Origin of the sequence: Prochlorococcus sp. MIT 1342 (assembly GCF_047304495.1) — a bacterium.
Lineage (GTDB): Bacteria > Cyanobacteriota > Cyanobacteriia > PCC-6307 > Cyanobiaceae > Prochlorococcus > Prochlorococcus marinus_D.
In genome coordinates this window covers 469,352-487,313 of record NZ_CP138957.1, presented here as the reverse complement: position 1 = coordinate 487,313, position 17,962 = coordinate 469,352, and the positions used below count along the sequence as shown (strand labels likewise).

General features: G+C 49.9%; 20 protein-coding genes. 7 read left to right on the top strand and 13 right to left on the bottom strand.

What is annotated here, in order from left to right; genetic code table 11:
* The first annotated feature begins 336 nt into the window (after positions 1 to 336).
* Entirely contained in the window at positions 337 to 948 is a 612-nt protein-coding gene (locus tag SIB79_RS02550; protein ID WP_413681170.1) for a class I SAM-dependent methyltransferase, read from the top strand.
* A 256-nt stretch (positions 949 to 1,204) separates the two neighbouring features.
* On the opposite strand, the gene SIB79_RS02545 is transcribed toward SIB79_RS02550, so the two are convergent.
* Together SIB79_RS02545 and dnaA are read right to left on the bottom strand one after the other, a co-directional pair.
* The gene (locus SIB79_RS02545) at positions 1,205 to 1,777 is read right to left on the bottom strand and encodes a peroxiredoxin (RefSeq protein WP_063403761.1); all 573 of its coding nucleotides are present in this window, start codon (positions 1,775 to 1,777) and stop codon (positions 1,205 to 1,207) included.
* A gap of 75 nt (positions 1,778 to 1,852) precedes the next feature.
* On the bottom strand, positions 1,853 to 3,250 hold the full coding sequence (gene dnaA, locus SIB79_RS02540; RefSeq protein ID WP_063403760.1) for a chromosomal replication initiator protein DnaA: 1,398 nt from the start codon (positions 3,248 to 3,250) through the stop codon (positions 1,853 to 1,855).
* 99 nt (positions 3,251 to 3,349) lie between these two features.
* Between dnaA and SIB79_RS02535 the strand changes: the two genes are divergently transcribed.
* The 3 genes from SIB79_RS02535 (at position 3,350) to SIB79_RS02525 (ending at position 5,999) form a co-directional block, all read left to right on the top strand.
* Complete coding sequence (locus SIB79_RS02535; RefSeq protein ID WP_063403759.1) at positions 3,350 to 4,504, top strand: trypsin-like peptidase domain-containing protein; 1,155 nt, start codon at positions 3,350 to 3,352, stop codon at positions 4,502 to 4,504.
* Between the two features lie 6 nt (positions 4,505 to 4,510).
* Positions 4,511 to 5,173 carry a TIGR04282 family arsenosugar biosynthesis glycosyltransferase gene (locus tag SIB79_RS02530; RefSeq protein WP_063403758.1) on the top strand — a complete coding sequence of 221 codons (663 nt, stop codon included), beginning with the start codon at positions 4,511 to 4,513 and terminating at the stop codon, positions 5,171 to 5,173.
* A 109-nt stretch (positions 5,174 to 5,282) separates the two neighbouring features.
* Positions 5,283 to 5,999 carry a TIGR04283 family arsenosugar biosynthesis glycosyltransferase gene (locus SIB79_RS02525; protein ID WP_063403827.1) on the top strand — a complete coding sequence of 239 codons (717 nt, stop codon included), beginning with the start codon at positions 5,283 to 5,285 and terminating at the stop codon, positions 5,997 to 5,999.
* Between the two features lie 3 nt (positions 6,000 to 6,002).
* Here the strand turns inward: SIB79_RS02525 and SIB79_RS02520 are convergent, their stop codons facing one another.
* The 3 genes from SIB79_RS02520 to hisG all read right to left on the bottom strand — a co-directional run bounded on the left by SIB79_RS02520 (position 6,003) and on the right by hisG (position 9,053).
* Positions 6,003 to 6,503 carry a GNAT family N-acetyltransferase gene (locus tag SIB79_RS02520; RefSeq protein ID WP_011825487.1) on the bottom strand — a complete coding sequence of 167 codons (501 nt, stop codon included), beginning with the start codon at positions 6,501 to 6,503 and terminating at the stop codon, positions 6,003 to 6,005.
* 100 nt (positions 6,504 to 6,603) lie between these two features.
* Positions 6,604 to 8,400: an ABC transporter ATP-binding protein gene (locus SIB79_RS02515; protein ID WP_063403757.1), complete on the bottom strand. Its 1,797-nt coding sequence runs from the start codon at positions 8,398 to 8,400 to the stop codon at positions 6,604 to 6,606.
* A complete protein-coding gene (gene hisG, locus SIB79_RS02510) occupies positions 8,400 to 9,053 on the bottom strand; it encodes an ATP phosphoribosyltransferase (protein ID WP_063403756.1) in 654 nt (217 codons plus the stop codon). The genes SIB79_RS02515 and hisG overlap by 1 nt, the downstream gene beginning before the upstream one ends.
* Before the next feature lie 29 nt (positions 9,054 to 9,082).
* Here hisG and gloB point away from each other — a divergent pair, with 29 nt between their 5' ends.
* The 3 genes from gloB to SIB79_RS02495 all read left to right on the top strand — a co-directional run bounded on the left by gloB (position 9,083) and on the right by SIB79_RS02495 (position 10,989).
* Positions 9,083 to 9,865, top strand: a complete 783-nt coding sequence (gene gloB, locus SIB79_RS02505; RefSeq protein ID WP_063403755.1) for a hydroxyacylglutathione hydrolase — start codon at positions 9,083 to 9,085, stop codon at positions 9,863 to 9,865.
* 223 nt (positions 9,866 to 10,088) lie between these two features.
* The gene (locus tag SIB79_RS02500) at positions 10,089 to 10,487 is read left to right on the top strand and encodes a Rid family detoxifying hydrolase (RefSeq protein ID WP_011825483.1); all 399 of its coding nucleotides are present in this window, start codon (positions 10,089 to 10,091) and stop codon (positions 10,485 to 10,487) included.
* Positions 10,488 to 10,767: 280 nt separating this feature from the next.
* A complete protein-coding gene (locus SIB79_RS02495; RefSeq protein WP_063403754.1) occupies positions 10,768 to 10,989 on the top strand; it encodes a DUF3136 domain-containing protein in 222 nt (73 codons plus the stop codon).
* Between the two features lie 35 nt (positions 10,990 to 11,024).
* Here the strand turns inward: SIB79_RS02495 and cbbX are convergent, their stop codons facing one another.
* From cbbX to SIB79_RS02455, 8 genes are all read right to left on the bottom strand, one after another.
* Positions 11,025 to 11,942 (bottom strand): CbbX protein, encoded by a 918-nt coding sequence (gene cbbX, locus SIB79_RS02490; protein WP_063403753.1) that lies wholly within the window; start codon positions 11,940 to 11,942, stop codon positions 11,025 to 11,027.
* Positions 11,926 to 12,177: a 4a-hydroxytetrahydrobiopterin dehydratase gene (locus tag SIB79_RS02485; RefSeq protein ID WP_063397380.1), complete on the bottom strand. Its 252-nt coding sequence runs from the start codon at positions 12,175 to 12,177 to the stop codon at positions 11,926 to 11,928. Before SIB79_RS02485 ends, cbbX begins: the two co-directional genes overlap by 17 nt.
* Positions 12,178 to 12,320: 143 nt before the next feature.
* Positions 12,321 to 12,935, bottom strand: a complete 615-nt coding sequence (locus SIB79_RS02480) for a BMC domain-containing protein (protein WP_063403752.1) — start codon at positions 12,933 to 12,935, stop codon at positions 12,321 to 12,323.
* Between the two features lie 56 nt (positions 12,936 to 12,991).
* Entirely contained in the window at positions 12,992 to 13,243 is a 252-nt protein-coding gene (locus SIB79_RS02475) for a carboxysome peptide B (protein ID WP_011825478.1), read from the bottom strand.
* Positions 13,243 to 13,518, bottom strand: a complete 276-nt coding sequence (locus SIB79_RS02470; RefSeq protein ID WP_011130572.1) for a carboxysome peptide A — start codon at positions 13,516 to 13,518, stop codon at positions 13,243 to 13,245. Before SIB79_RS02470 ends, SIB79_RS02475 begins: the two co-directional genes overlap by 1 nt.
* 1 nt (position 13,519) lies before the next feature.
* A complete protein-coding gene (locus SIB79_RS02465) occupies positions 13,520 to 15,064 on the bottom strand; it encodes a carboxysome shell carbonic anhydrase (protein WP_063403751.1) in 1,545 nt (514 codons plus the stop codon).
* Positions 15,065 to 15,071: 7 nt separating this feature from the next.
* Positions 15,072 to 17,453: a CsoS2 family carboxysome shell protein gene (locus tag SIB79_RS02460; RefSeq protein WP_063403750.1), complete on the bottom strand. Its 2,382-nt coding sequence runs from the start codon at positions 17,451 to 17,453 to the stop codon at positions 15,072 to 15,074.
* Positions 17,454 to 17,562: 109 nt separating this feature from the next.
* Entirely contained in the window at positions 17,563 to 17,904 is a 342-nt protein-coding gene (locus SIB79_RS02455; RefSeq protein WP_011825473.1) for a ribulose bisphosphate carboxylase small subunit, read from the bottom strand.
* Positions 17,905 to 17,962 lie beyond the last annotated feature (58 nt).

Sequence of the window (17,962 nt, the reverse complement as noted above, 5' to 3'; positions counted from 1 at the left end):
AAGCAATTCTCTCTAGTTGTGACATCGGCATTGCCTACATCGACTCCTGCCATGTCTAGGCCTCCAAGCTTGCTGGCATGGCGACGTTGTAGGAGGCAGCCCCTCAAGCCTGCTTAAGCCACCTCTTGTCGGATTGAATCCTTGGCAAACACCTTTACAAGGGCATCCAGCAGCCGCTCTACTTTTGAGCCTGCTAATCAGCAAGCTGCGCTGTCCATAGCTTCTCCTTCCTCAAGCATCTCTTGATGACTCTGATGCCATGAAAGATCAACAGCTCGCTAAAGTGATTACAACAAATAAAAGAACTTGCTTCCTGGAGTAGACGCCTCAGCGCATGTGGTTAATTGCTTTAGGGCAAAATATACCAACATTAGCCTCGACAACTTTGCACATTTATGGGTCACCAAACCAGCTGAGAAGCTTGCGAATCGATACCTTAAGGAGGTAGGTGAATCCGAAGATATTGCCCACTGCCTCAGACATCGATTTTTTCTAGAAAGGCTTCGAGAGTTCCACATTCAAACAACAAATGGAGTGTTTATCAATATTGGCGCCGGGTTCACCAATTACCCCTATCCAATCAACACTCCCATAGCATCCTGCGAAGTAGACAAGCCCAACCTGATCAAGTCAAAGCAGCAAAGAATACAGAAGCTTCAATCCTCTCAGCAGTTCCCAGAAAGAGACATTCTATTCCTCTGTACAACAGACCTCAATAACAGCAGCGAAAACAAAAAACTATTCGACTCATTAAGCCAATGGATAGGGTCACGCCAATCATTTATTCTCATGGAAGGGCTTTTATACTGTCTTTCGCAAGACTCAGTCAATTCACTTTTTAAACATCTACAGCAAACACAAATAGCCGGAAGCCTTCTCGCACTGAATGCATTCAAGCCAAGCGAAACTTCTAAGGCAATGTTTCAAAGGCTAAGGAAATTCAGCTAGAAAGGCTACGGGATAGGACACTTTTCTCCCAATACACTCAGCGAAACATTCCACGAGAATCTCTTAGGCTACAAATTGATCGATCAAGCAAATTACATCAGCCTCTCAAAGCAACTTGACGAAGTCAAAGAGCTTGTCGACAAAGACTCAGTCCTAGAAGAGGATTGCTATTTGTTACGTAAGCTATAGAGTGAAGCAGGAAAAGATAATCAGTTTTATATGTAATAAACAGGCAAGAGTGTGAGAAGTGAAGGGTTTAACCCTCAAACTCACGGCGCGGGGAACTAACACCAGCTGATTGCACACCCTTCATGTAAGCGAGCATCGTATCAGCATCCGAAACCTCAAACGGGTCACCATCAGCATTATCACTAAAGCCAGGCTCAACAAACATCTTTTCAATATTGCAATCATTCACTAGCATCGAATAGCGCCAGGAACGCAAACCAAAGCCTAGGTTGGATTTCTCAACAAGCATGCCCATTTTACGAGTGAACTCTCCATTCCCATCAGGGAGCATAAAGATATTCTTGGTACCCAAATGCTTGCTCCACTGGAACATTACAAAAGCATCATTCACTGAAAGACAGACAATCTGATCAACACCTTGGGCAACAAGTTCTGCATGCAACTCCTCATAACGTGGCAAATGATTGGATGAGCACGTAGGTGTAAAAGCTCCTGGCAGGGCTAACACCACCACCTTGCGCCCCTTAAAGATTTCAGCACTAGTCAGGTCTTGCCAGCGGAATGGATTAGACCCGGGCACAGATTCATCGCGCACGCGAGTCTTGAAGGTGACATCTGGAACGCTTTGAGGGAAAGGCATTGCAAGGCTGATGTTGATGCAAACAAAATCTCATACACCTCATCTAATCTTGTCAAATAATCAAATTGTTGAAACCTATCGCCGACGGCGTGAATCGATCTGCAGCAGATCTCTCACACGCCGAACCTGACTAGCCAACTGAGGATCACTGGACAACCTTTTCTCCACTTGCTCGATGGCATACATCACTGTGGTGTGGTCCTTTCCCCCAAAAGTCTCACCGATGCGAGGCAAGCTCAAATCAGTGCCCTGACGCATCAGGTACATGCCCACCTGCCGAGCATGGCTAACGGCCCGCCTTCGACTGCTGCTAAGCATGTCTTGAGGAGTCACGTCAAAAACCTCAGAGACCTTATCAATCACTTGTTGTGGGGTAACGTCCACACCTTGACCATTAGGGTCAAGCATTGGCGCTACCGATTCAACTGTCATTGGCAGCCCCGTGATCGAAGCAAAGGCAACTGCCCTGGTCAAAGCCCCCTCAAGTTCACGGATATTGGAGGTGAAGCGCCCAGCGATGTACTGAATTAAATCGCGAGGCAGCATCATGCGTTCCTGTTCCGCCTTCTTCTGCAAAATTGCCATGCGAGTCTCAAGGTCAGGCGACTGAATATCAGCGATCAAGCCCATAGAGAATCGAGAGATTAGGCGTTCTTGAAGCTTTGGAATCTGACTTGGAGGTCTATCACTAGCGATCACAATCTGCCTACCTGCTTCATGGAGAGCATTAAAGGTATGAAAGAACTCTTCCTGGGTGTATTCCTTGCCTTCAATAAACTGAATATCGTCAACCAAAATCAAATCAGTGGCCCGATATCGATCTCGGAAAGCTTGCATACCATCCTTGCGAATAGCTTGAATTAAGTCATTCGTGAAGGTCTCTGTAGAAACATAAGCCACCTTTGCTTCAGGATTGATCTCAAGCCTGTAGTGACCAATAGCCTGCATCAGATGAGTCTTGCCCAGGCCAACACCGCCGCAAATGAACAAAGGATTGAACTCTCGCCCAGGAGCTTCTGCAACGGCTAGCGCAGCAGCATGGGCCATGCGACTATTAGGCCCCACGACGAACCGATTGAAGACATAGCGCAGGTTCAGGCCTGGAAGAATCCGCCGAGGGCCACTAGAAGGGGCTACAGAGGCAGTGGTTGTTTCTGCAGTAGGCAAAGGTGAAGGGATGGGCGCCGATGTCATTGGTGGCAACACCCTCTCAGCAGAGTCTTCCTCCTGAGCCTGAACGGACACCCTCACTGACTGGCCGTAAATCTTGGCCGCAGCCGCCTCGATTGTCTGAACGTAATTCTTGCGAAGCCAGTTACTTGCAAAGCTATTTGGAGCAATCAGAGTCAACTCCCCGTCCCGAAAACCACTACAAATGGCAGGACGAATCCATGTCTCAAACGTAGGTTTGCTGAGATTGTGCTGAAGGGCCTGCTGCACCTTGGACCACAGCTCATTGCCCGTTAGCACCACATCCTTTCCTCTTCGATGGCTGAATCTACGCAACTTCTATCGAGCAAGCCGTCTTTAATAAGACCCTGATGTTCTCGTTCCCTGGCACCTGCGTTTGTCATGACCCTTGCCCTATCTGCCCACAGGCTGCATCCGCTCAGATGGCTTGGCTTGATCCTCATCAGCATCAACCTAAGTGGCTGCAACGAAGGGTTACGTCAACGTATCGGCATTGGTTCTAAGACAAGCCCAGACAACACCCCTGTCGTCAGTGATCCACCCAAGTCAGCGCCTCTGCAGCCTGGCACCAATGTGATCGTGATTGCGGTGGAACAAGTTGGTCCGGCAGTGGTGCGCATCGACACGGTGAAACGGATCGCAAACCCCCTTGGCAACTTTTTCGGCGGCGGACCTCCCATCCAACGGCAAGCCGGCCAAGGGTCAGGTTTCATCACACGCTCTGACGGGCTGATCTTCACCAATGCTCATGTGGTTGATGGGGCAGAACAGGTATCAGTAACCCTTCCAGATGGACGCAATTACAGCGGCAAAGTGCTTGGTGGTGATCCCCTTACAGATGTAGCCGTGGTCAAAGTCGTAGCGAAGAAACTTCCCGTAGCCCCCCTCGGCAATTCCAACAACATCAAGCCTGGGCAATGGGCAATCGCGATCGGCAATCCTCTTGGACTCAACAACACCGTTACTGCAGGCATCATCAGCTCCGTCGACCGCACCAACGCCTTAGGGGGGGGGCAACGAGTTCCTTACATCCAAACGGACGCCGCCGTAAACCCTGGCAATAGCGGAGGACCACTCATCAATGCCTCAGGACAGGTGATCGGAATCAATACTGCCATCAAAGTTGCGCCGGGAGGCGGGCTGAGTTTTGCAGTACCGATCAACCTGGCCAAACGAATTGCCCAACAAATCGTGGGGAGAGGGCAAGCTTCTCATCCCTATATCGGGGTAAGGCTGCAGAGCCTTACCCCCCAGCTAGCCAAAGAAATCAACGCAACAGGAGGGGCATGCCAAGTGCCTGAAGTTAATGCTGTTCTCGTTGTTGAAGTGATGTCTCGCAGCCCTGCAGACAAAGCCGGCGTGCGCCAATGCGACTTAATTCGTGAAGTCAATGGTGAGGTCGTCCGCGACCCTTCACAAGTACAACTTGCCGTTGATCGTGGAGAGGTTGGCAAGCCCATGCCGCTCACCCTTGAACGAAACAACAAGACGATCGAATTAATCGTGAAACCAGCAGAGCTACCCCGGCAGGGGTGAATTGAAATGGCAAAACCTGCACTGGTGGTGATGGCCCGCTGGCCGGCAGCAGGCAGATGCAAACGAAGACTGGCCGACACTCTTGGAATAGTGCGTGCAGCATCAATCCAGGCCAGGCTTACCAAACACACTCTGAGCGTGGCCAATCATCTGGCCAATAGAGGCCTGGTCGAGCTGCAATTCGGGATCACTGGCCTCGCTCCCAAGGCAGCCAAGCGCTGGGCACACGATCAAGGTGTGAACACAGTGGAGCTTCAAGGCAAGGGAAGCCTGGGTGAACGGATGCGTCGACAGGTTTTGCGAGTGCAGCAACGACACCATCCACAAATCACAATGGGCCGCACCACATTGCTGATCGGCACGGACCTGCCAAATCTCTGTGATCGTGATCTGCTTCAGGCCCTAGAAGCTTTGCAAGAGCATGAGTTCGTACTTGGACCCGCTACTGATGGGGGCTATTGGTTACTTGGACTCTCAGGGCGCTTGGTAAAGCCCGTGACACGCTGGCCCTTCTGCGGCATTCCTTGGGGTAGCAATCAAGTGAAGCAAGTCACACTGCAGAAAGCAGCGGATGCAGGAGTAAGCCCTTGCTTACTTGGTCAACAAAACGATCTCGATTGCCTTGAAGATCTTTCACCATGGCAAGCATGCGAGGAAGGATTGATATGACAAGGATATGAACCAGGGAACAACTCGTTTAAGGCAAGAAAAACGGGTCGAGAAAGAACAAGATGACCTCTTTCAAAAGGGAAGCAATGCCGCTCAAAACTTCTCATCAATGAGCAACATCTCAGCTCTAAGTGAGGTGGGACATCACCTCAGCGTGATTGTGCCGAGCCTCAATGAAGCCAGCCGTCTACCACTGCTGTTGGCCGATCTCCAACGCTGGCCGACACCCCTTGACCTTTGGATCGTTGATGCTGGCAGCTGTGATGACACAGAACTCGCTGCCCAACTCACAGGAGCTCAAGTACTGAGAGTAGCCAATCCCAATCGGGGTGCTCAGCTCAGCCATGGAGCATGCCATGCCAAAGGAACTTGGCTGATGTTCCTGCATGCCGACAGCCGACTCCCCCCCCAATGGCCCGCTGTCGTTGAAGCAGTGATTACTCAGTCAGCAGGAGAGCTGAATGCTTGGTTTTTCGACTACAAAATCCAAGGGCAGGGAACAAAACTGCGTCTATTGGAACTAGCTGTGGCCCTTCGCAGTCATTGGCTGCAAAGGCCCTATGGCGATCAAGGCTTGCTCATCAGCAAAAGGCTCTACCAACACATCGGGGGATACAAACCCATCCCTTTGATGGAAGATCTCGATTTGGTGCAGCGACTCTCTTGCCAAGTCAAGTTGCTAAGCCTGAGATTACCCCTTTACACCGATGGCCGCCGTTTGCAACGGCTAGGTCTACTGAATCAAGCCTGGCAAAACGCCCAATTGCGTAGACGCTGGCGCAGAGGAGAGGCCGCCAAGCAGCTGTCAAAAGACTATTACCGATAATCCTTAGGCATACCAGAAAGCACATTTGTGGCCATCAGGCTCCAGTGTCCAACCCTGTCGCTCATAGAAATCGACAACACCTGGATCAGCAAAGAGCGTGACTCGTTTAACACCCATCTCCTTAAGAGATTCAAGGGTGTAATCCATTAGATGCTTACCCAATCCCACCCCCTGATAAATGGGATGAATCGCTACATCCCACACTGTGGCTTCAAGAACTCCATCACCTGTACAGCGAGCAAAACCAACCAAACGAGGCAAAAGGGGATCATGGCGCCAAAGACCCACTTTCAAGAGCGTGTGATCAAGTGCAAGACGCACTCGACGCATCGGCCGGCGACTCCAACCCACAGCCTCCAGCAATTGTTCAAGCTCAACAAGATCGAATGAACGGTCTTGACTGAAAACAAGGTTGATCTGCTCATTCGAAGACGGGCACTCTCGTGCTCCATGCCCATAGGCTTGCTCAAGCACCTCCGGCGTTAGCGAACAGGAGCTGATCACACAGCAGTGCTCAACTGTCTTGATCCTGCCTCACCAGCGCCCATAGCCATTAAGCGTGAAGCTGAAATCAAGATCCAATCGCTGAAAGCAAATACTAAATTCAAAGTTTCGCCAGTCCCCTTTCCTGTAGTTCCGCTAACTGAGAATAAAGGCCTCCCTTGGCACGAAGCTCAAGGTGGGTTCCCTGCTCAATCAGCTTGCCCCGCCGAAGCACCATGATTCGATCGGCTGCTTCCACAGTGGCCAGGCGATGGGCGATAACAACCGCGGTGCGACGTTCAAGCAAGCGATCTAGATCCCTTTGCAATGTCGCTTCCGTAGAAGGGTCCATGAAAGCGGTCGCCTCATCCATCACCAGCACAGTGGGGTTGCGAATGGCCACCCTTGCAACCGCTAAGAGCTGTCTCTCTCCCGATGACAAATTGCCGCCACGCTCCCTGAGCTCAGTCTCCAAGCCGTTGGGTAGCCGATTGAGCAAAGGATCAAGGCCAAGATCTCTACAGATCGCCCGCAAACGGTCATCCTCAATCGAGGAATCCAATCGGAGGTTATCTGCCACATTGCCGCTAAATAGAAAGGTGTCCTGAAGCACAACCCCCAGTTGTTTGCGTAGCCGCCAAAGAGGGATTGTTTTGATGTCAACACCATCAAGCATGATCCGCCCAACTTGAGGCTCGTAAAGGCGACAAAGCAAGCGGATCAGGGTCGTCTTGCCTGAACCGGTTGGTCCTACCAGGGCAACATGTTCCCCAGCAGAAATGCGAAAACTAAGGTCCTGGAGAATCGGCTCGTCTGGCCGATAGCCAAAGCTCACCCCCTCAAAGACCACCTCACCGCAAGCAGCAGAAGCCGAGGGCCTAACAACGCTGGGTTCGTCGTTAACAGGCTTTGCATCAACAATGTCAAGTGGCTGCTCTAGCAACTCGCCAATCCGTTCAACAGCAGTCAATCCCCCCTGAATCTGAGTGAAGCGATCAGCAAGTTGACGCAAGGGATCAAACAAACGCTGGGAATAAAGGATGAACGTTGTCAAGGTGCCAAGGCCCATGGTCTCGGCAGTGACCATCCATCCCCCAAGCGCCAGCACCACAGCCACGGCTGCCAGGGCCACCCATTCGATAAAAGCTGAAATGCTGCTGTCATAAAAGATCGTTCCATTCACGGCTTGCCTGTAGGCCGAGCCAGTGCGATCAAATAGCTGCCCATTAACCGTTTCTCGACGAAACATCTGGACAACCTCAAGCCCCTGAAGGTTTTCCTGAAAATCGGCATTGAGCTGAGAGAGTTCCTCCCTCACTCGGTAATTGGCTTTCCGGTATCGGCGTTGCAACCAAAGGATCACCAAGGTGACTGGTACCTGCGTCACCAGCAGCACCCCCCCCAGGCGCCAATCAATCAAAATCATGGTGACTGCAATCACCACAAGGCTGACGAGATCCCCCAAAACTCCTACTGCCCCACTGCCAAAAACCTCCGATAGTGCATTCACATCACTGGTCAGCCGAGTCAACAACTTGCCCACAGGCATTCGATCGTGAAAGCGCAGCGAAAGGGCCATGGCGTGGCCAAACAGATCGTTACGAATACGGGCCGTTAGCCGTTGCCCTAAGGCCTCGATATTGAAAGACTGAAAGCCCTGCAGACCCAAGCGCAGAAGCACAGAAATCAGCAGAATCCCCACCAAAACTCTTATTGCTGAGCTCACTGGCAGATCACTGAGCCAAGGGAAGGTTGACTCTTGCTTCAAAACACTGATTGCCTGGCCAACCAAGAAGGGTTGAATCGCACCAGCAAGAGCTACCGGCACCAAGAGGACAAGCACCATCCATAGACGCCGGCGGTCCTCACGGAGATAACGCCCCAGACGCCGAACCCGCTGAAAATCAGTAACAGACATCAAGCTGGATTTTTAGGTAATGATTCCTGAATGCGCATAGCCTCCACAATCAACTGAAGATCTCCACGGTCCAACCTCAAGGCCAATGGATGGCCGATCAAGCGAGCCGAAGACTGAAATAGCTCCTCAATGGCCACTAAGCCATTGTCGCGAAGGGTACGGCCTGTCGCGACCAGATCGACAATCGCTTCAGCAATGCCTGTTAAAGGGCCAAGTTCCACCGAACCAGTCAGGTGAACAAGCTCTACAGGCAGATCGAGAGCATCGAAAAATTCTCGAGCACAATGGGTAAACTTGCTAGCAACTCGACAATGGGGAGGCAGATCAGCTGCGTGCTGATAGCCACTCCTGGCCTTCACTGCCACAGCCATACGGCAGCCCCCGAAGCCAAGATCAACCAACTGAGCAACGGGCATCTGATGCTCCCGCAGCACGTCGTAACCAACAACTCCCAACTGGGCCTGACCATAGGCAACATAAACGGGCACATCCCCGTTGCGCACCAACAGTGCCCGAGCCCGGCCACAATGGGAAGGCACCATTAACTGACGATTACCTGGATCAAGTACAGCTGAAAAATCCAACCCAGCAGATTGAAAACGAGCAACCGAATCATTCAGCAAAGCTCCTTTTGCAAGCGCGACAGTGATCATGGAGCGATGCGTCGACCTGGACTTTAACGATGGAGGCAACCTCAACAGCTGCGACTAGCGATAAACAACGTTCATCGATCCATGCCCTTCCTGTTCTTCAAGACAACATCATCTGGATCTGGATTAAAGGCAACCAGGCTGTCGTTGTGGATCCAGCAATCGCAGAACCAGTAAAGACATGGCTGCAAACTCGAAAGCTCTCACTCGCAGCAGTACTTCAGACCCATCACCATGCTGATCACATTGGTGGCACCCTTGAGCTGCTTAGGGACTGGCCTAACGCAGCCGTGGTAGCAGCCGCTGAAGACCGTGATCGCATTCCCTTCCAGACGATCTCCGTTCGCGATAGGGACAAGGTTTCTCTTCTCAACAACAGTGTTGAAGTGCTCGCTGTTGCGGGTCATACCAGAGCACACATTGCTTATTACCTGCCCACAAACAAGGAAGATCTTGAAGATCCAGCAGTGTTCTGTGGTGACACCCTTTTCGGAGCTGGCTGTGGCCGACTGTTTGAAGGAACTGCCGAAGACATGTTCAAGGCTCTTCAACGTCTCTGTTGCCTGCCAGCGAAGACCCGTGTGTATTGCGCTCACGAATACACCGAAGCAAATCTGCGCTGGGCCTCCACCCTGCATCCAGAAGATGTTGCTATCAGCGAACGACTGGCAGACGTTTCAAGTCGCCGCCAGAGGGGTGCCCTAAGCCTGCCTAGCAGCATTTCAGAAGAACAACGTACCAACCTCTTCGTGCGTGCTCAGAACAGCAAAGAGCTAGCAGAACTTCGCCAGCACAAGGATCAATGGCGAAACTAAGCACAAACACCTGACTCAGCAAGATCCAAATGGCCTGCCCTGGCAAAACTGCTCAGCAACAAGGCAGTCCTGTTGCAATGGAACAGGACCAACAGCCAGTGAGATTGCAATCCATTGAGATCAAGGCCGCTGGAACATGAACGAAGCGGCCTCACACCCAGAGGATTTTCAACAGAAACAAAAGCTGACAGCGATGATGCAACATTCATGCTCAGAGCAGACCATGAACGCCCCTTCTGTGCAAGCAATCACCACAGCATCAGCTCCAGCACCAGTCGGGCCCTATAACCAGGCTGTACTAGCAGGAGGATGGCTGTACTGCTCTGGTCAAATTGCCCTTGATCCAACCAACGGGGTGATGGTTGGGCAAGGTGATGTGGAAGCTGAAACCCGCCAAGTCCTTAGCAATCTGATGGCTGTGCTCACAGCAGCCGGTGCTGAGCCAAGGCAAGTGATTCGTACCACGGTTTACCTCACGGATCTGGCGGACTTTCAAAGGGTTAATGCTCTCTATGGCGAGATCTTCGGGGATGGCATCAGCCCAGCAAGAGCATGTGTTCAAGTAGCCGCCCTTCCAAAAGGTGGGCGAGTGGAAATCGATTGCGTTGCTTGGCTCGGCTGAAAACAACCAGTGGAAACGCGAAGCGCTTTGATCAAGCGTGAAGCGACTCAAGAAAAAAATCTTGTCCCTGAGCTAGCAGGAGTTCTGAGATCCGATCATCCCTAATCATTTTGATTTACGGCTGAAGAGGGGTTACTGCTAACTCCTGTGACTTTCCCTAACGTTGAAAGGATCAAAAACGATTGGCCGAACCAGAAAGCAAAAGCCGAATCCGCCAAGACGGACAGTCCGCTGAGTAGTCTAAAGATTGCATAGGTTTAGAGGCGTACTGCGAGAAACCATGGCCGAAGCCAAGTTGACCATTGGCGAACTCGAGGCGGGTTATCCCCTTTACTGCAAGGCCCTAAGGCGACTGCTGCAGGAAGGTCGTAGCACCCAAGAGATAGAGCGCACAGTTTGTTGGAGCCATCTTGAGACCCTCAATCGTTGCCTCCCCAGCCGTTACAAGGCACCGTCTTATTTGCTTGTGCTGATCAAACGGGATCTGGAACAACCAAAGTAGAGAAAGGTTTTCATCCAAAAATCCATCTTCAATCCTCATTCAGACGATTCCATCAGGGGTTGAGTCGGATGCCGACCTTCCACCTCCCCTTGGAATACACGACTCGCCAAGATATCAGCAGGTTCGATCGTCATCAGTTCATCACGACTGAGCGGTTCTCCCATGCGTGCAAACAATCGGTTCGCCTGCCTCAAACGGGTACGGTCCAGAGCATTGCGAATTGAGCGAGCATTAGCAAAGAAAGGAAGCTGACGGCGACGTTCGATGTAATCCTCGAAAATGCCCTCAGCTTGATCGCCAAAGTAATAGTTCTGCTGGACCAGGAATAACTGAGCGATAGCCAACAACTCCTGATTGCTGTAATCCGGGAAATCAATATGGTGTGCAACCCTCGAAGAAAGGCCCGGATTAGATTGATAGAAAGCATCCATCTTATCTTTATAACCAGCAAAAATAACAACAAAATCACCTCGCCGGCTCTCCATATCCTGTAGCAATATTTCGATTGCTTCTGCTCCATAATCTCTTTCATTACCTGGTTTATAAAGGTAATATGCCTCATCTATAAACAACACACCTCCCTGTGCACGTTTAATCATCTCCCTAGTTTTTGGTGCCGTGTGGCCAACGTACTGACCAACTAAGTCGTCACGGGTGACAGTTACAACATGTCCTTTGCGCAGGTATCCAAGGCGATGAAGAATCTGAGAAATTCTGATTGCAACAGTCGTCTTTCCAGTGCCAGGTCGCCCAGTAAAAGACATATGAAGGCTTGGCATCGTGCTAGCAAGATCGAGATCTTTCCTGGCCCGATCAACTAACAACAAAGCGGCAATTTCTCGAATCCTCGTCTTCACCGGCTTCAAGCCAATCAGCTCACAATCCAACTGGTCTAGTACCTCTCCAACTCCGGAATCGGCATAAGCCAAAGAGAGATCAATTGAGGAGTCCATCTATCTCAGCTGCAAATTTATAATCATCATCATTTAACTCAACCTCTTCTTCTTCATCCTCCGGCCGCAAAGTGATATTGACATAGGTACGTCCAAAACTTATATCAGGGAAGCGCTTTGCGGCTTCAGTGTGCTCGCCAAGACGGTCTAAAAAATCCCTGGTTTCTGCATAGGTTTCGAATTCAAATCGCCGTTCGAGTCGTATTGGACGAGAGCGCTTCTGCCATTGATTCATCACAACAGTGGGGAGATGGATTGTTCGAAGTTAAAGAATAACCTTAATGCTTGTCATCAAAGTTGATCAAACCAGATTTCCGAATAACTTCGCCACAGAAGAAACCCGCAAATTAGAAAGCTAAAAATTAGGGTGTACCCAACTTAGCTGCGACGCTTTGCATGAGTGGGTCTTAATGCTGGCTCAACTTCCTGATGAGGACGAGCAATAATATGGGCTGCAACAAGGCCATCACCAACCCGTTCACAGGCATCTGCACCAGCACGAACGGCTGCATTCACAGCTCCTGTTTCGCCACGCACCATCACAGTGACATAACCACCACCAACATATTCCCTAGAGATGAGATTAACCTCAGCAGCTTTTGTCATTGCATCAGCCGCTTCAATGGCAGGAACCATGCCACGTGTTTCAATCATTCCGAGTGCAATCCCCTGAACAAAAGAAGGCACGTAGGAAGAGGCGGGTGGCTTGATAGCACCACCAGACGCAGAACCACTGCCACTGGAACCCGCAGCACTCTTACCGCCCCTTGATGCAGGCGTCGCAGCCGTTGCTCGGCTGGCGGATGTACGCCCTGTGGCAGCGCTTCTGCTCGTAGTCGACTTTGAACTTGATGAGGACGATGTTGAAGCAGAAACATCAACAGTTTGTGTTGCCTTGGCAGGAAGAACTTTTTTGGCAACTTCAGAGCCAGCAGGTTTCGCTGTCGTCAACGAGGGGCTGTCTGAAGAACTAGAGGAAGAAGGTTTTGGCATGGATAAAAGGTTTAAGAAGAAGAGAATAAATGGATCGAATCCGAATCATTTATTAGCTATCCATCAGGCAGCCAGTAATCAATAATTCCTCCAATTGTCAGATCTGTTTGAGTGTTGGGATCTGGACATGCAAAACGTGCAGCTGATCCACTGGAGGTGAACACCCAATTGCCCTCTCGAGCACCAACAGGATCAACAGCCACCAACTGCTTACCAGCGTTATTACGCAGGATACGCAGATGCATATGACCAAGACCGTCAACCCTTTGCGTACAAACCAAACGGCCCATCACCTGCATGATTTCCATCAAGCTGAGCCCCCTGAAACTGGCTTCGGGGCGCCTGGATCCCAATGGTCAATAATGCCTACAATCGTAAGATCACTAGGATAGGATTTACTTCCTGCAGCCTCTCTCGCTGCTGAGCTGCCAACACAAATTACCCAGTCATCTGGCTTACAACCCACAGCATCGACTGCAACCTTCTTGGAACTTCCATCAAGAACAACTTGAAGGTGTTTGTGTTCGAATCCAGGGATTCGATTGGTGGAAACAAGCGGCTTAAGAACCTTGCAGATCAACATGTCAGTGTGCCTCCTGATGAACAGGCTCCAAGGAGGAACCGACTACCTCTGAAGTGTCTTTTTTATCACGATCACGAATGGTCAAGAATGTATGAAGAAGACCCTGATCGAAAAGATCTGAATAACGCTCAGCAATAGCTTGATTTACGCGATAGCAATCAGTGACAGCCCGATCCCTTGCCCCTGGGACTTGGCCAGAATAATCAAAACGAACAACAACAGGAATTGGTAGATCTCGAGAAACATTCAACCCTTTAAAAATTTTCACTCCTACATCTAAATCTGGGGCACCTACTTCGACAGTATCCAAATGGGCGAAATAAGTTAGGTTGCGAAGATGCACTTCCTTAAAACCTATTCCAACTCCAATAAAACGCTCTGCATGCCCAGCATCTGGGTAGGGTCCAGCATGTGATTGCTTCACGTAGTCAATCTGAGAAAAGTTGTTTGCAATCAATTTCACAATGAATGCCACCATCCCCTCGTCGGGTTTCTTAGGCGCACTGGCTTGAACACGTTCAGCAATATGTTGCATCGCCTCATCTGAAGTTAGAGAAAGCGTCTCCTTATAAAGATCTTCCGCTGAAAGCCACTCGTCTAAAACAATTGAACCATCTGCCGCAGGAACATGAACGCGAATGGCATCAGTATCGGTATCAAGCCCGATCAAAAGAAGGTCTACTGATGCTCCACAACAGAAACTATTTTCGACGGATTCACGAAAATCAAGCAGGCGCTGTTGACCAGCAGAAGCTGCCAAGGCATCATCACTCCCATGAGCCGCACATCCTTGATGAGATGGATCAAGGGAACTAAAATGATAGGTGACAACCTTGAGATAACGCGTTGGAGAGTCGGCTGAATTTGGAACACCTTCTCGATAACGTCTATGTTCTGTCTTAATCCAACGGTTGACAGTTTTCTCAACATCAAATAGAGCGCCTGCATGAGAGCGACGTCTTACTGAACTAAATGGAATCCGTAAGGCATAAGCAATCGTATGTGCCAAGCGTCCATCAGCGCAGGGGGATACATCAAGGAGATGAAAACCACAATCAACAAGGAATGATTGGAAATGCTTTGCTTGAATGCTGCCTTCTCCTCCTTGCAGAGGGTCTTCTTGAAAAAAGCGGTCACTCACCTGCTGATGAGACTGAAACACACACCAAGCAAATAAGGCCCTCATATCTAATGCTCGTACCCAAGCCTGTTCCAAAAGGTGGCTAGGCAAATCAAAACCAAGTTCAGAGCGAGAAAGACTTTGAGACTTTGAGACAAAATCCTGATCATGCTGAAGTGCTGAGATCCTTTTAAGCAAAGGAACAATCAGCTCAAAAGAGCCTTTGACATTGGCTTCATAAGTCTGCAGATGCTGATTTGCAGCTCTGTCTGTGAGAGGGTGGCAAGGTCCTGAACCAACATTGGCAAACCCTCTTAGCCTTGAGCGATCAGAGATCTGAGGTGTTACCACAGGCCTCCTCCTTGGAGCAGTCGGCGCCAAGGGTCTTTGCGTTTGAGAGGCCAAATTGCGATTGCGATAGGCCATCAATCAATCAACCCCTTGCGCCGCCAGAGACTGTGATCAAGGAGCCTTGATCAGTGTTACCACTTGACCCTGTTACTCGACTCATTGGTTGAGAAAGTTCCTCATTACGCTTTAAATCAGCGGCAGGCATCGCAGACATCGGGCCAGGCCGAGTTGGATTACGGCGACGGGCAGAAGCTCCTTCGGTACCAGTCACCCTTTCACTGCGATCCCAATCATCACCAGTGATATTGAGGCCGGCAGATTGGCCTTCTCCTGTAACTCGTGATTCTGGGCGTGTTTGACTTACATCATTGGGGGTTGCTTCAACAGGAACTGACTTGAAATGACGTTGTTTGCGGTCAAAACGGAACTGCTCAGTGCCAGTAATTTTATCAACCGCCATATTAAAAGGACCCGTAATCTGAGAGCCCTGCTCATAACTTGTTCCCGTCACACCAGAGCGAGGATCTCGCTGTAGCTGCATCGCTCTCGCAGGAGACTGAACACTAAAGTGAGTCCAAGGAGATGATTCTGATGAACCCTGGTGATCATTACTACCAGCGGGAGCATCACTTCCACATGCTTGAACAAGTTGATCTCCACCTACATATGGGGTGCCAGTTAAAGGTTCACAAGCACCTTTCTCTGCTCCTGTCATCACTCCACCTACTCCAGGCTGAAGACCTGTCATCACAGCGCCAGGTGTACCCAACAATTTTGGAGTTCGATCCTGAATTTCTCTTACAGAATTTGTATCACACCAACCTGAAGCCTGTTCAACACCGCTATAGGGAGTTCCAGTTACCGCTTTACAAGTTCCAGGCTCATCTCCTGTTACAAGTTCCGAGCGACCTGTAAGAGTTCCACTAACAGTTTGAGATTTATTTGTGAGGCTTAAACCGACCTTTGCGGCCTCAGGATTTGGCTTGCCACCGCAAAATGTTTTGTATTGCTGAGTACCAACATATTCATCACCGGTCACTCTTTTACAACTACCTGGTTCATTGCCTGTAACGTACTCAGAGCGAGCAACATTGGTACCAGTTACACCTGCTCCACGCAGAGTATGAAATGAACCAACTTTTTCAGCAGGTCTTCCTTCAGGGAGTGGGTCAGCTCCAAGATACTGATCACCAGTCAGTTGCCGATTGGAACCAGCTTCGTCTCCAGTAACCCTCTCGGAACGTCCCACCATCACACCGCTAACCTTGCGACCATCTTCTGTAATGCTCTGGCCAACTTTTCTTGGGGAAGGTTGGCTAACTCCACAATATTGATTGGCCTGATTAGCTGAAATATATTCAGTGCCGGTCAAATTCTTACAAGTCCCAGGTTCATCACCAGTCACTTTTTCGGAGCGACCAACTTCATTACCGGTCACCCGATTTCCATGGCTAGTGTTTGTAACTGCAACTTTTAAAGGCTGACCTGGTTGCGGAGATGACTGACAAAAAGCATCAAACACCTCTGAACCTAAATATTGAGTACCTGTAATTGAACGACAAGTACTCGCTTCGTTGCCAGTGGTTTTAGAAGAGCGATTTGCTTGAGTTCCAGTAACAAACTGGCCTGTATTTGTTTCACTTAAACCAACTTTCCAATGAGCATCTGCCGCAACAGCCTGCTTGGAACCATTACGATTAGGGCCACAGGGACGACAAGCACCTGAACGCTTTTTATCGGTAGATCCACTTTTACTACGCAATTCACGCACTCTCTGTGAAATCTCTCTACTTGACAAGTCAGGGTCTCCCTGACGCGCCACTGATGCGGCAGAGGTCGGTTGATTGGCTGCTGTTTTTCCGTGTTTCGATTGTGCTTCACGGCGTGCAAGAACCAATGCTCGACTTGGATTTTGTATTGAGCGGCGTTTCGAAGTAGGGCGGCTTGAAGATGAGTGTTTAGGACTTAATCTTGAGATGGCATCAGAAGTCCTCAAAGAATTAGCAGCAGATTCATCAAAACTTTTTTGATTAGAGGCTAAATCCTTAACCTCATTCTTTGCAGCAACTTGCTGGCTAAGCTTTGAAGATAGTTTCTCAACTTCTGCACGGGTTCTATCTTTACTTTTTGCCGCTGGCTGACCACGGCGAGAAAGCTGATCACGACGAGCCAAAACTAACTCTCGACTAGGATTAGCTATGGATTTGACTTGACGACGGGAAGCGCCAGAGGATTCTCTTGAAGCAACAAAAGACGTATCTAATAGCTCTTTCTTAGGAGCGGTTATCTGCGGAGATGTTTTTCCAGTCTTGAGGAAAGATTGATCAGTCCTAGTTACACGTGCATCAGAAGCATTGCGGGTGCGATTAGGGCTTGATCCATTTAATGAAGTGGATTTCTTGCCTGAGTTGCTCTGGGCCCTACGGCGTTCAAGCGCTAGCTCTCGACTGGATTGTTTTGCCATGTCCAACCAATAAAAACGTCGTAAGGAGGAATGAGGCTCGTCGCCTCTGATGAGAATTAATAGCCCCGAAAAAACTCGAGGCTATTAAGGAATAGATGCTGAAACTAAATCAACGGCCTTCAAATACTACGAATGCAGTTCCTTGGCTTTGGGTGTAAGCGTCGTAACCGACCATGCGCACATGGTGGTCTGGGTATGCACGATGACAAGCCTCAAGCTCACTAACGACCGCATTCAGATCCTTCTCGCCAAAGAAAGGTAACTTCCAATAGGACCAATAGGTCTGCATGGAACCGCTTGGATGAACGTGCTCAATAACAGGGCTCCATCCCTGAGCAATGATGTAGGCAATTTGATCGTAAATTTCGTCCTGGGTCATCGGCGGTAAAAAGCCGAAGGTTTCCAGGGTGGCGACTGTTTGATAGTCACCAACTGTGCTCTGGAAAGGCATGGTGAACCTTGGAATGTGGATATTGGGGGGCCAATACAATTAAGTGTTGGCCTAACTA